This window comes from Geobacillus vulcani PSS1 (assembly GCF_000733845.1).
Taxonomy (GTDB): domain Bacteria; phylum Bacillota; class Bacilli; order Bacillales; family Anoxybacillaceae; genus Geobacillus; species Geobacillus vulcani.
Window position 1 is genome coordinate 1937294 of sequence record NZ_JPOI01000001.1, and the last position, 12098, is coordinate 1949391.

General features: G+C 50.9%; 15 protein-coding genes. 11 read left to right on the forward strand and 4 right to left on the reverse strand.

The features are described from left to right. Window positions 1–30 precede the first annotated feature (30 nt). The 6 genes from N685_RS0110400 (at window position 31) to ytvI (ending at window position 5461) form a co-directional block, all read left to right on the forward strand. On the forward strand, window positions 31–279 hold the full coding sequence (locus N685_RS0110400; RefSeq protein WP_031408103.1) for a YrhC family protein: 249 nt from the start codon (window positions 31–33) through the stop codon (window positions 277–279). Window positions 280–642: 363 nt separating this feature from the next. Continuing rightward, on the forward strand, window positions 643–786 hold the full coding sequence (locus N685_RS19025) for a YrzI family small protein (protein WP_071880178.1): 144 nt from the start codon (window positions 643–645) through the stop codon (window positions 784–786). A 525-nt stretch (window positions 787–1311) separates the two neighbouring features. After that, complete coding sequence (gene sigK / locus N685_RS0110420; protein ID WP_031408104.1) at window positions 1312–2025, forward strand: RNA polymerase sporulation sigma factor SigK; 714 nt, start codon at window positions 1312–1314, stop codon at window positions 2023–2025. Window positions 2026–2218: 193 nt separating this feature from the next. Continuing rightward, window positions 2219–3484 carry a cation:dicarboxylate symporter family transporter gene (locus tag N685_RS0110425; protein WP_031408105.1) on the forward strand — a complete coding sequence of 422 codons (1266 nt, stop codon included), beginning with the start codon at window positions 2219–2221 and terminating at the stop codon, window positions 3482–3484. Window positions 3485–3742: 258 nt separating this feature from the next. Next, window positions 3743–4354 carry a DedA family protein gene (locus tag N685_RS0110430; RefSeq protein WP_031408107.1) on the forward strand — a complete coding sequence of 204 codons (612 nt, stop codon included), beginning with the start codon at window positions 3743–3745 and terminating at the stop codon, window positions 4352–4354. 81 nt (window positions 4355–4435) lie between these two features. Beyond that, window positions 4436–5461: a sporulation integral membrane protein YtvI gene (gene ytvI / locus N685_RS0110435; RefSeq protein ID WP_031408109.1), complete on the forward strand. Its 1026-nt coding sequence runs from the start codon at window positions 4436–4438 to the stop codon at window positions 5459–5461. 138 nt (window positions 5462–5599) lie between these two features. Here the strand turns inward: ytvI and motB are convergent, their stop codons facing one another. The 3 genes from motB to pssA all read right to left on the reverse strand — a co-directional run bounded on the left by motB (window position 5600) and on the right by pssA (window position 7879). Further along, window positions 5600–6379, reverse strand: coding sequence for a flagellar motor protein MotB (motB, locus tag N685_RS0110445; RefSeq protein WP_031408111.1), 780 nt, complete (start codon window positions 6377–6379; stop codon window positions 5600–5602). Continuing rightward, entirely contained in the window at window positions 6372–7163 is a 792-nt protein-coding gene (gene motA / locus N685_RS0110450; RefSeq protein ID WP_031408113.1) for a flagellar motor stator protein MotA, read from the reverse strand. The genes motB and motA overlap by 8 nt, the downstream gene beginning before the upstream one ends. 176 nt (window positions 7164–7339) lie before the next feature. Continuing rightward, window positions 7340–7879, reverse strand: coding sequence for a CDP-diacylglycerol--serine O-phosphatidyltransferase (gene pssA / locus N685_RS0110455; RefSeq protein WP_014196390.1), 540 nt, complete (start codon window positions 7877–7879; stop codon window positions 7340–7342). A 123-nt stretch (window positions 7880–8002) separates the two neighbouring features. On the opposite strand from pssA, the gene N685_RS0110460 reads away from it, so the two are divergent. Next, window positions 8003–8797 (forward strand): phosphatidylserine decarboxylase, encoded by a 795-nt coding sequence (locus N685_RS0110460; RefSeq protein WP_031408117.1) that lies wholly within the window; start codon window positions 8003–8005, stop codon window positions 8795–8797. 36 nt (window positions 8798–8833) lie between these two features. Here N685_RS0110460 and sda read toward each other — a convergent pair whose 3' ends face one another. Further along, the gene (gene sda / locus N685_RS0110465) at window positions 8834–8974 is read right to left on the reverse strand and encodes a sporulation histidine kinase inhibitor Sda (protein ID WP_008879941.1); all 141 of its coding nucleotides are present in this window, start codon (window positions 8972–8974) and stop codon (window positions 8834–8836) included. Window positions 8975–9301: 327 nt separating this feature from the next. Here sda and N685_RS0110470 point away from each other — a divergent pair, with 327 nt between their 5' ends. Genes N685_RS0110470 through yhbY form a run of 4 tightly spaced genes read left to right on the forward strand, consistent with a single transcriptional unit; the run spans window position 9302 to window position 12079 of the window. Next, complete coding sequence (locus tag N685_RS0110470; protein ID WP_031408120.1) at window positions 9302–9817, forward strand: YqeG family HAD IIIA-type phosphatase; 516 nt, start codon at window positions 9302–9304, stop codon at window positions 9815–9817. 2 nt (window positions 9818–9819) lie between these two features. Then, entirely contained in the window at window positions 9820–10929 is a 1110-nt protein-coding gene (yqeH, locus tag N685_RS0110475) for a ribosome biogenesis GTPase YqeH (RefSeq protein WP_031408122.1), read from the forward strand. Window positions 10930–10951: 22 nt separating this feature from the next. After that, the gene (aroE, locus tag N685_RS0110480) at window positions 10952–11782 is read left to right on the forward strand and encodes a shikimate dehydrogenase (protein WP_031408124.1); all 831 of its coding nucleotides are present in this window, start codon (window positions 10952–10954) and stop codon (window positions 11780–11782) included. Window positions 11783–11785: 3 nt separating this feature from the next. Continuing rightward, window positions 11786–12079, forward strand: coding sequence for a ribosome assembly RNA-binding protein YhbY (gene yhbY, locus N685_RS0110485; protein WP_031408126.1), 294 nt, complete (start codon window positions 11786–11788; stop codon window positions 12077–12079). Window positions 12080–12098: the final 19 nt, after the last annotated feature.

Here is a 12098-nt window from a genome sequence, read left to right on the forward strand (position 1 = left end):
TACAGTGAAAGGGAAGAGGAGGGATCGGGCTTGAACGAACAGCAACGAAACGAGCTGCGGGCCAAGGCGGGCGATTGGAAGGCATACAGCCTCGTTTTGTTTGCGCTTGGGTCGTTTTTCTATTTCGGAGCGATGATTCCACAGGCGCTCGAGGCCGCGAAAAAACCGATCGTCTTGTTGGCGGTCGCCGGCTGTTTCGCTGCGTCGCTTTTCTGTTCGCGCCGCGCCGCCCGCTACGTCCGTCAGCTTGAGGAAGAAGAGAACCTGTTCGAACCATAAACCCGCCTTTTGCACGAAAGGCGGGTTTTTGCTTAGCCATGCTGACGTTCAAAGGAAAACGGGTTTTTGCGAAAGAATGGTTGACAATGGAAAAATTTTTGGATATAATTACCTTCGTAGCGTCATTTCCGAAGGGAGGTCGAAGACAATGACAATGATGATGTGGACAACAGTAACGCATCCATTCCATCCAATGGCTATTCGACCTTCCGCCGACCGGGAATGAACGTGCACCGATGACGAAAAACAGCGATCGGGCCGCAGAAGGGGAGTAGTCTCGCTTTCTGCGGCCTTTTTGTGCGCTTAGCCGCAGAAACGCCTTCCTTCTGCGGTTTTTTTTGCATGGAAAGGAGGTGTGGGGGCATGACGATCCATTTGTTTTTTATCACGATCACGATTGAGCGGAGAAAGCCGCGGCAGCGGAACAGCGAAGAGGAGCGGTTCGCACGCGCAGCCGAGGAAGAGTGGCTTGACCGCAAATGTTCTGCTTATCAACGGTTGTTTTAAACAATTGAAGATGAAAGGGGAGAAGATTCATGTCAATTGCACCAGTATGGATTGTGATGTGGATAAAACAGACGGGAGACTCGACTTGACTGAGGCTGAAGGAGGAGGAGGTGTGCTCCACATGCTGTTGTTGACGTTTGAATTTCACGAATTGTTCAAAATGCCAAAAGGGAGTTCTCTTTTTTCTTTGATAAAATAAAAATAGATGATCAAGCTAAGGAGGGAACGGGGATGTTTGCCATCGTGATGTCGATCATCATTACCGCGTCGATTGCGCTTGTTGTCGCCGCGGAAGTCAGCGTTGAGGCAAGAGCGTAAGGGCAGCGGTTTCCCTGCGTCGGGAGGGGGATAAGCAGGCGGAACGCATCAGCGGGACGTTGGCATTCATCGTTTTTGGTTGGCCAAGTTATGGCCGGCTCGTTTTCGAGCCGGTCTATTTTTGTCGTAAAGACACGGACAACATCACCCCTGCATATACATAACGATAGGCGGTTTCCGCCGATGACAGCAGGCGGGGGTGAGAGCATGTCCGGCATTTTCACGGCGTTTACGTTTCTGTTGAAAGAGCTGACGTTTCTTGTCTCGTATATTAAAAACAATGCGTTTCCCCAGCCGTTGAGCGCTCAAGAAGAGGAGAAGTATTTGGCGCTGATGGCAAAAGGCGACGAGCAAGCCCGCAACCGGCTCATCGAACACAACTTGCGCCTTGTTGCCCATATTGTGAAAAAATTTGAAAATACAGGAGAAGAGGTCGAGGATTTAATCTCCATTGGCACGATTGGCTTGATCAAGGCGATTGAAAGCTATTCGCCTGGAAAAGGAACGAAGTTGGCGACGTATGCGGCTCGATGTATCGAGAACGAAATCCTTATGCACCTGCGTTCGTTAAAAAAAACACGCAAAGACGTTTCGTTGCATGAGCCAATCGGCCAGGACAAAGAAGGAAACGAAATCAGCCTGCTTGATATTTTAAAAGCCGAAGGCGAAGACATCGTCGATGAAATCCACTTGAACATGGAGATCGAACAAGTCAAACAATATATCAGCGTGCTTGATGAGCGGGAAAAAGAGGTGATCATCAATCGCTTTGGCCTCGGTCGGCAACGGGAAAAAACGCAGCGCGAAATCGCCAAAGAGCTCGGCATCTCGAGAAGCTACGTCTCGCGCATCGAAAAACGGGCATTAATGAAAATGTTTCATGAGTTTTATCGGCAGGAAAAAGAAAAACGGCGGTCATAACGAAAGCGGGTTGCTGGTGCAGCGACCCGTTTTTTAACAGAAGAATAAAAATTATTTAAAAAAACTAAATTCCTTCATCCGCACCCTTTAATGAAGCGATTTCAACCAAAAATATTGACAGATTTTATTTTTAAAAGTAAAATAATTTTGTCGTCTTTTGTCTAAAATTGTCTAGAGGAGGCGAAAAAGCATCATGCGCAAGATCGGCTTGGCATGGCAAATTTTCATCGGCCTTATTCTTGGGATTATTGTCGGGGCCATTTTTTACGGAAATCCTAAGGTAGCGACGTATTTGCAGCCGATTGGAGATGTTTTTCTCCGTTTAATTAAGATGATCGTCATCCCGATCGTCGTCTCGAGTTTGATTGTCGGCGTCGCCAATGTCGGTGATGTGAAAAAGCTTGGAAAGTTGGGCGGCAAGACGATCCTTTATTTTGAGATCATTACAACGATTGCCATTATTGTCGGTCTCTTGGCAGCGAACATTTTCCAACCAGGCGTCGGCGTCAATATGAAGTCGCTTGAAAAAACGGATATCCAGTCGTATGTCGATACGACGAACGAAGTGCAGCACCATTCGATGGTTGAAACATTTGTCAACATCGTGCCGAAAAACGTGTTTGAAGCGCTGTCGACTGGAAATATGCTGCCGATTATCTTTTTCTCAGTGATGTTCGGGTTGGGTGTAGCCGCGATCGGTGAAAAAGGGAAACCGGTGCTTCGCTTTTTCCAAGGCACGGCGGAAGCGATGTTTTATGTGACGAACCAAGTGATGAAGTTTGCGCCGTTTGGCGTTTTCGCCTTGATCGGCGTGACGGTGTCGAAATTCGGCGTCGCTTCGCTCCTTCCCCTCAGCAAGCTTGTTGTGCTCGTTTATGCGGTCATGGCGTTTTTCGTGTTGGTGGTGCTTGGCGCTGTAGCCAAATTGGCGGGTATCAATATTTTCCACATTATAAAAATCTTAAAGGATGAATTAGTGCTTGCCTATAGCACGTCGAGTTCGGAAACAGTGTTGCCTAAGGTTATGGAAAAAATGGAGAAATTCGGTTGTCCGAAGGCGGTAACATCATTTGTCGTTCCGACCGGCTATTCGTTCAACTTGGATGGGTCGACGCTCTATCAGGCGCTGGCGGCTGTCTTCATCGCTCAACTGTACGGCATCGACATGCCGATTTCTCAGCAAATTTCGCTTGTGCTCGTTTTGATGGTGACATCCAAAGGGATTGCCGGCGTCCCAGGCGTATCGTTTGTCGTCTTATTGGCGACGCTTGGCACGGTTGGCATCCCAGTTGAAGGGTTGGCGTTTATCGCCGGCATCGACCGTATTTTGGACATGGCGCGCACAGTGGTCAACGTCATCGGCAATTCCTTGGCGGCCGTTGTGATGTCGAAGTGGGAAGGGCAATATAACGAAGAACAAGGAAAACAATACATTGCAGAACTGCAGCAAAGTGCTTAAGATGAAGATATAGAGGCGGCGAAAACGTTTAACATATCCTTGACGGAAAAGTCGCGCATCCATTTTTCGGCTGTCGAGGGTGTGGCTTGGAGGACCGAACAACCGCCCGCTTCACAGCCCCCACAAATGTGAAAGCTTCAAATGGCATCTATAAAGAAAGCGGTCTTCTGTCGACCGCTTTTTCATTTTGTTTGCTAGAAGCGTATAGTATAATAGAACAATGGGCAAAGGGAATCGAAAAATGAAGGAGGAAAAACGGTGCACGAAATCGTTCAATCGATATTTTCGTTTTTAACGAATTTAGGCTACGCCGGCATCGCCCTAGCCTTGATGGTCGAAGTGATCCCGAGCGAGGTCGTGCTCGCTTACGCCGGCTATTTAGTGTCGCGCGGAGAGGTTTCGTTCGTTGGGGCGGTGGCGGCGGGCGTGATCGGGGGGACAGTGGCCCAGCTGTTTTTGTATGGGATGGGCTACTATGGTGGAAGGCCATTTCTAGATCAGTACGGGAAATATGTATGGATCCAGAAAAAACATTTGGATGTGGCTGAACGCTGGTTTGCGAAATTTGGCCCTGGCGTCATTTTCAGCGCCCGGTTTATTCCCGTCGTCCGCCATGCGATTTCGATCCCCGCCGGCATTGCTCGGATGAAGTGGTTGCCGTTTACCATTTACACGGTGTTGGCCATCATTCCATGGTCCATCTTGTTTATATGGTTGGGAGAGCAGCTTGGCCAACGATGGCGGCAAATCGATGAGATGGCGGCGCCATATGTCCGACCGGCTATCGCAGCGGCGGTGGCGGTGGCGGCGATTTACATCGTTTGGCAACGACGGCGCCGCGCTGCAGACGGAGACGAATGCATGAAATAGTTGCCCGTCCGCATGCTGTCGGCTATATTTTATACATGAACCATCTTTTGGCTCAATTTTGATGAAAAATGAGGGACGACCGTGAAACGTTGGATTCTGATTGCGCTGCTATTCGCTGTGGGGCTATGGCTTGTGCCATACAGCGTGCCGCTTCTCTTCGCGCTTGCGACCGCGCTTTTGCTCGAGCCGTCCATCCGTCGATTGCAAGAAAACTATAAGCTGAAGCGGGCTCACGCCGTTACGGCGATTTTTTCATTGTTTATCATCATTCTTGGGCTTTCCCTTTATTTTCTAATCGTTATTTTTGTACAACAAGTGATGGCGCTCTCGCAAAAACTGCCTTACGTCTTAAGCGAAGCGACGAAAGTGCTCGACCGTTTCATTCAAACATGGCAGTCGTATTCCAGCTCCATTCCACAGGAAATCATCGACTCGCTTGAACGCGGCGTCAATACCGTCCAGCAAATGCTTTTGTCGTTTGCGACCAACTTGACGCAGTCGCTCGTCCATTATATTGCTGCCATTCCGGCGTTTTTGATTCATTTTTTAGTGTATTTGATCGCACTGTTTCTCATTTGCCTCGATTTGCCGCGGCTGAAGCAAGGTATGCGCCGCTACTTGTCCGAACGGACCGAACAGCGGCTTGGGATGGTCATCGCCCAGCTGAGCAAAGCGGGGATCGGCTTTTTAAAAGCGCAGTTTTTGCTGAGTTTAATTACGTTTTTCCTCGCGCTGGCCGGCCTTTTCGTGTTGGGGGTCGACTATGCGGCGTTGATGGCGCTGGTCATCGTCGTCGTTGATATTTTGCCGATTTTAGGAACGGGTTCCGTGCTCGTTCCGTGGGGGGTTATCAGCATGGCGAACGGCGACAATACGCTTGGCATCGGGCTCATCGTGCTGTTTGTCGTCATCACCGTCGTGCGCCGGATCATCGAGCCGAAAGTGTTTTCCACCAATTTGGGCATTTCCCCGCTCGCCGCGCTCGTCAGCGTCTATCTGGGATTTCAGCTTCTTGGCTTTATCGGGTTGTTCGTCGGGCCGATCGTTGTCATTTTGGTTGAGGCGCTTGCCAAAGCCGGAGTCATTAAATGGACGATCAAGCTTTGATTTTTTTCGAATAAAGGTCTTCGCGGACGACGGTGGAAAAAAACGGCGAACCGCCGGCTTTTTCGTTTGGGCATAAGCGAGGGGGAGCAAGATGATGGCTTAGAAAAAAGAAAAAACCGCCCGCTTGAAAGCCGGCGGTCACTGATTGGATGTGGACGAACCATTGACGTCGGTGCGCGGCAAAATCAAAATTTCGACACGACGGTTTTTCATCCGCCCGGCGGCGGTGGCGTTCGAGGCGATCGGTTTGTATTCGCCATACCCTTTGGCGCTGAAATAGCGCGGGTCGAGTTGCTTGTTTTCAAGCAGCACTTTCATGAAATTGACGGCGCGCATGACGCTCAACTCCCAGTTGGAAGCAAATTTCTCGTTATGGATCGGCACGTTGTCCGTATGGCCGCTGATAATGACATTGCGCGGCGGGTTCATGACGAGCAAAGCGGAGATTTCCGTTGCTAGACGCCGGTCTTTTATGCGCACTTCGGCGCTGCCGGAGTCGAATAAAATATCATCCAAAATCGTAATCGCGAGCCCTTCGTCCGTCAAGGAAGTCTGCAGCTTTCCCGTCAGCTTGTTGTTGCGGATGTAGCTGTCGATTTTCGCTTTGATTTGCCTTAATTCTTCTTTTTCCTTTCCACTTACGGCTGGGAGGGGCTGCTTTGCTTGATGCCGTCCTTCTTCGTCTTGGGCCGGCGGAGTGATCGGCTCGATCGGGCTTTGAAAGTCAAGAACGCCTGTTCCGCCGGCAAAGGCGGTGCTAAAGGCGCGCGCAATTTCTTGAAACTTCTTTTGGTCGATTTGGCTGCTCGCAAACAAGACGATGAATAGGGCGAGCAATAGCGTCAACAAATCGGCGTACGGAATCAGCCACGATTCGCTCATGTGTTCGTCATGCCCGCTCTTTTTTTTCTTAGCCATTGACTGTTTCCCCTTGCATCAGCACTTGGTGCCGCTCGCTTTCCGGCAAGTATGAAGCGAGTTTTTGTTCAATCATGCGTGGGGCTTGTCCTTCCAAAATGGACAGCACCCCTTCAATCATGATGTAGCGCACGCGCGCCTCTTCCTTTGATTTCCGGCGCAATTTGTTGGCAAACGGATGCCAAAGCACATAGCCGGTAAAAATGCCGAGCATCGTGGCGACAAAAGCCGCGCTGATGGCCTTGCCGAGTTCGGCGATGTTTTCCATATTGCCAAGCGCGGCAATCAGGCCGATGACAGCGCCAAGCACCCCGAGCGTCGGCGCATACGTGCCTGCTTGGGAAAAAATCGCGGCATTCGCTTCGTGGCGTTCTTCCATGGCAACGATTTCCTCTGTCATCACATCGCGGATGAACTCTTGCGTTTGGCCATCGATTGCCATGCTGAGTCCGTTGCGCAAAAACGGGTCGTCAATATCGTCCAATTTCGCCTCGAGCGCCAGCAGCCCTTCGCGGCGGGCAATATTCGCCCAATCGACGAACAGCGGAATCAGTTGTTCGACCGTTGGCGTCGCCGATTCTGTGAAAATGACTTTGAGCAGCTTTGGCACTTTTTTAATTTCCTGCGTCGGAAAGGCGATGACGACCGCTGCCGCCGTTCCGACGAGAATGATGAGGATAGCGGCCGGATTGATCAAGACAGCAGGCGAAACGCCCTTAAAGTACATGCCCAATCCGACGGCAATGAAGCCAAGAATGATGCCGATGACCGATGTTTTGTCCAAATGAATCCCCCCGCTTTTTCCATTACAAACGATCTGCGCCATTGGGCGCTTTTTATGAAGAAACCATATTTATCATATACTGAATATAAGAGGTTGAAAAGGGAAAAAGGTGTGACATGAGACGCAAAAAACTGCCCGTTCCATTTGGCCGACGGAAAGGGCAGCTCCAGTGATCGTCATATTTTTTTCAATTTAAACGTGCCGACCATTAAAAACGATAAAATGAGCGCCAAAAACATAAACGATTGCGGCGGGAAGTACGGGATGGCTAAATAACCGAGCGTCATCAGCACCCCTGCAGCGGTGATGGGCAGCCCCGCGAAGTAGCCGTTGTTTTCTGTGATGTTGAAGCGAGCGAGACGGAAGGCGCCGCAAGCGATATACAAAACGGTGAATACCGCGCCGGGTGCACCGAATTCGTGGAACAAGCCTTGGTACATCAGCAAGGCAGGAGCGACGCCGAAGGAGACGATGTCGCTCATCGAATCGAGCTGCTTGCCAAGTTCGGATTCAATGTTCATCTTGCGCGCGACAGCGCCGTCAAAGCGATCGACAAACGCGGCTAAAAAAACGAGCAGCACGCTCATATGAAGCTGCCCTTTCAGCGTAGCTAGAACGGAAAAGCCGCCGAGCGACAAGTTGGTCATCGTCAAAATGTTTGCCACGTTTGCTTTCAGCTTTTTTAACGTATAATCTAAATAGTCCGATAAGAACAAGTTTCCCCACTCCTTTTCCAACAGAAAACGCCAAAAGAAAATTCTACTACCATTATACTCATTTTGGCGGTAATATGGAAGGTAGTAACGAATGGCGATGTTGCGCTACTGGAGGGAACGTGCTTGCGAAAATGGCTTTATCGTTTGTTCATCGAGCTGACCAATCACTCGCTTTCTTCAAAGCTGCTCGCTGCGTTTGCGAAATCGCGCCTCAGCGGGCTATTGATATCATCGTATGCAAAAATTTATCATATTAACCAAGACGAAATGGAAAAAAGCCTAAAAAATTATAAGACGTTGCAGCAACTGTTCGTCCGCAGGCTGAAGGCCGGGGCGAGGCCGGTCGACGCTGATGAGCATACGGTCGTCAGCCCGGTCGACGCCGTCATTGAAGACATGGGCACGATTCGAGAAAACTGTGAAATGATCGTCAAGGGAAAGCCGTATTCCATTGCAGAAATGCTTGGCAGCGTTGAAGCGGCACAGCCGTATGTGAACGGGTTCTTTTTTATTCTGTATTTAAGCCCGAGCCATTATCACCGCATCCACAGCCCAATATCTGGAGTGATCGAAAAGCAGTGGGCGCTCGGCCGCAAGTCGTATCCGGTCAACCGTCTTGGCTTAAAATATGGACGTCGGCCGCTCGAGAAAAACTACCGCCTCATCACCGAGGTCACAGCCGGCGGCAAGCGCTTGGCGATCGTGAAAATCGGAGCCATGTTCGTCAACAGCATTGAATTGACCCATGAGGGTGAGCAGCTTGTAAAAGGAGAGGAAATGGCGTATTTTTCGTTTGGTTCAACGGTCGTCTTGCTGTTTGAACGCGGAAGTTTCGCACCTGACCCGCGCATTGTTGCGTCCATGCCGATCAAAGTCGGCGAGCGGCTCGGCTATTGGTGTCAGGCGCACGAACGCTAAGGCTTTCGGAAACAAAAAAAGCCCGAAGGCCTTCGTTTATGAGGACAGCTTAATTTTGTGGGTCAATGAACGGCGCTGGATTTCTTTTTCAATCAACTCGATGAATTCCGGACTGAGGTTGAGCTCTTTCGCCTTGAAATACGACTCGATCAACAGCTCGTCGGACAAATGTTTCATCGGGGGCGTCCTCCTTTTTGGGATGGAATATGACAAGCATGTCATACATATAATGGTAGGTTACTTACAATGTACCATGACTTGTAAGAGAGAACAACCGTTCTATTATCCACAGAAAACGGTGGATAACATGTGGAAAACATGTTTATAAAGTGGAGGAAGTGTGATGATCAGCTTGTGTATAATGTGGGCAACAGTTATCCACATAACGGAGGGATGCAAAATTTGTCGAAAGTTTTTTTCGTTCCTCATTGGCAAACTTTGTTTTGAAACAAACGCCAAAATTCGCTATGATGGGAAAAGCAAATGGAAAGGCGGGTGTCCGGCATGCTTCACTATTTTTTGCCAAGCCAGTTTGTCAAGCGTGTGATGGACATTACTCCCGATGAGCTGAAGCAAAAAGGAGTGAAAGGGATTATCACCGATCTGGACAATACGCTCGTCGAATGGGATCGGCCGAGCGCCCCCCCGGAGCTGGCCGCATGGTTTGATGCGATGAGGCAGGCGGGCATTAAGGTCGTCATCGTATCGAATAATAATAAACAACGCGTGCAGTCGTTTGCTGAGCCGCTTGGCATCCCGTTCATCTTTGCAGCGCGCAAACCGCTGACACGCGCGTTTTTGCAGGCATTAAAGATGATGGAGCTGAAGAAAGAGGAAGTCGTCGTCATCGGCGACCAGTTGCTGACCGATGTGCTTGGGGGCAACCGGCTCGGACTAAACACGATTTTAGTCGTCCCGGTCGCCCAGACGGACGGATTATGGACGCGTTTCAATCGAAAAATGGAGCGGAGAATTTTAAACGTGATGCGCAAAAAAGGGATGATTTACTGGGAGGAATGATCGTGGAGCCACAACTGCGTTGCATCGGCTGCGGAGCGGCCATCCAGTTTGACGATCCAAAAAAGGCGGGCTATGCGCCGAAAAGCGTGCTCGAGAAAGAGGCGGAAGAAATCATTTGCCAACGCTGTTTCCGCTTGAAACATTACAATGAGGTGCAAGACGTGCCGCTTGATGACAGCGACTTTTTAAACATGCTGCATCGCATCGGGGAATCGAAGGCGCTTGTTGTCAACATCGTTGACATTTTCGATTTCAATGGCAGCTGGATTCCGGGATTGCCGCGGTTTGCGGCTGAAAATCCGATTTTGCTTGTCGGCAACAAAGCGGATTTATTGCCGCGGTCGGTCAAATACCCGAAGCTGCTGCGCTGGATGCGCCGTATGGCGGAAGAGCTCGGACTGCGTCCGGTGGACGTCTGTCTCATCAGCGCGGCGAAAGGAATTGGCATGGCGAAGGTGATGGAAGCCATCGACCGCTACCGTGAGGGCGGTGATGTCTATGTCGTCGGTTGCACGAATGTCGGCAAGTCGACGTTCATCAATCGGATCATTGAAGAGGCGACCGGCAAAGGGAATGTGATTACCACGTCATATTTCCCGGGAACGACACTCGATATGATTGAGATTCCGCTTGAAAGTGGAGCGACGCTGTATGATACGCCGGGGATCATCAACCATCACCAAATGGCGCACTTTGTCGATGCGCGCGATTTGAAGATCATTACACCGAAGAGTGAAATCCACCCACGTGTTTATCAGCTCAACGAAGGGCAGACCCTCTTTTTTGGCGGCTTGGCCCGCCTCGATTACATCAAAGGCGGACGTCGCTCATTTGTCTGCTATATGGCCAATGAGTTGACGATTCATCGGACAAAGCTGGAAAAAGCCGATTCCCTTTATGCCAACCAGCTTGGCGATTTGCTGTCGCCGCCAAGCAAACGATATGCCGCTGAATTTCCGCCGCTTGTGCCGCGCTCGCTGTCGGTGAAAGAGCGGAAGACGGACATCGTCTTCTCTGGGCTCGGCTGGGTGACGTGCAACGACCCGGGCGCTCAGCTCGTCGTTCATGCGCCGAAAGGGGTCGACGTATTTATTCGTCAGTCGTTGATTTAATGAAAAGCGGGAGGGGAGAAACGTGGAAAAGGTATACGGGCTGCTTGGCTTTCCGGTCGAGCATTCGCTGTCGCCGCTCATGCATAATGAGGCGTTTGCCTGTTTGGGCATTCCGGCGCGCTATCATTTGTTTTCCGTCGAACCGGGGCAAGTCGGCGCGGCAATCGCCGGCGTGCGGGCGCTCGGCATCGCTGGGGTGAACGTGACGATTCCCCATAAAATGGCGGTCATTCCGTTTTTGGACGAAATCGATGACCATGCGCGCCGCATCGGGGCGGTCAACACGATCGTCAACCGGGGCGGCCGGCTTATCGGCTATAATACGGACGGGCCTGGTTATGTCCGCGCATTGGAAGAGGAAATGAACGTTCAGTTTGACGGAAAGCGGATTTTAGTGATCGGCGCTGGCGGCGGGGCGCGCGGCGTCTACTTTTCGCTGCTGCAGACGGGGGCATTGCGCATCGATGTCGCCAATCGGACGATGGAAAAAGCGGAACGGCTCATCCGCGAAGGGGATGAGCGCCGCTCGACGCATTTGTCGCTTGCCGAGGCCGAAACACGGCTTGCTGAATATGATATTCTGATCAATACAACGTCGGTCGGCATGCATCCGCAAGAGGATGAACAGCCGCTTTCGCTCGAGCGGCTGCGGCCGGGAACGGTCGTTTCCGACATCATTTACAACCCATTGGAAACGAAATGGCTGAAAGAGGCAAAAGCGCGCGGCGCCCGCACGCAAAACGGCATTGGCATGCTCGTCTATCAAGGGGCGCTGGCGTTTGAAAAATGGACCGGCCAATGGCCGGATGTCAAGCGGATGAAACAGCTTGTCATGGAAGCGTTGAGGAGGTAACATATGTTAACTGGGAAACAAAAGCGGTTTTTGCGCGCCCAAGCCCATCATTTGAAACCGATTTTTCAAGTCGGCAAAGGCGGCGTGACGGAAGCGATGACCGAACAAATCGCGGCGGCGCTCGAAGCGCGCGAACTGCTGAAGGTAAGCGTGTTGCAAAACTGTGAGGAAGATCGGTACACCGTCGCTGAACAGCTGGCGGCGGGAACGGGGGCGGAAGTCGTGCAAGTGATCGGCAACACGATCGTCTTATACAAAGAATCGAAGGAGCATAAACAAATCGTTCTGCCTGATTGACAACGGTACAGCCACGGCA

Coding starts and splice junctions, on each gene's coding strand:
- N685_RS19025 (WP_071880178.1), top strand. CDS start 643: ATGACGATCCATTTGTTTTTTATCACGATCACGATTGAGCGGAGAAAG.
- sigK (WP_031408104.1), top strand. CDS start 1,312: ATGTCCGGCATTTTCACGGCGTTTACGTTTCTGTTGAAAGAGCTGACG.
- N685_RS0110425 (WP_031408105.1), top strand. CDS start 2,219: ATGCGCAAGATCGGCTTGGCATGGCAAATTTTCATCGGCCTTATTCTT.
- motB (WP_031408111.1), bottom strand. CDS start 6,379: ATGGCTAAGAAAAAAAAGAGCGGGCATGACGAACACATGAGCGAATCG.
- sda (WP_008879941.1), bottom strand. CDS start 8,974: ATGAAACATTTGTCCGACGAGCTGTTGATCGAGTCGTATTTCAAGGCG.
- N685_RS0110470 (WP_031408120.1), top strand. CDS start 9,302: ATGCTTCACTATTTTTTGCCAAGCCAGTTTGTCAAGCGTGTGATGGAC.
- yhbY (WP_031408126.1), top strand. CDS start 11,786: ATGTTAACTGGGAAACAAAAGCGGTTTTTGCGCGCCCAAGCCCATCAT.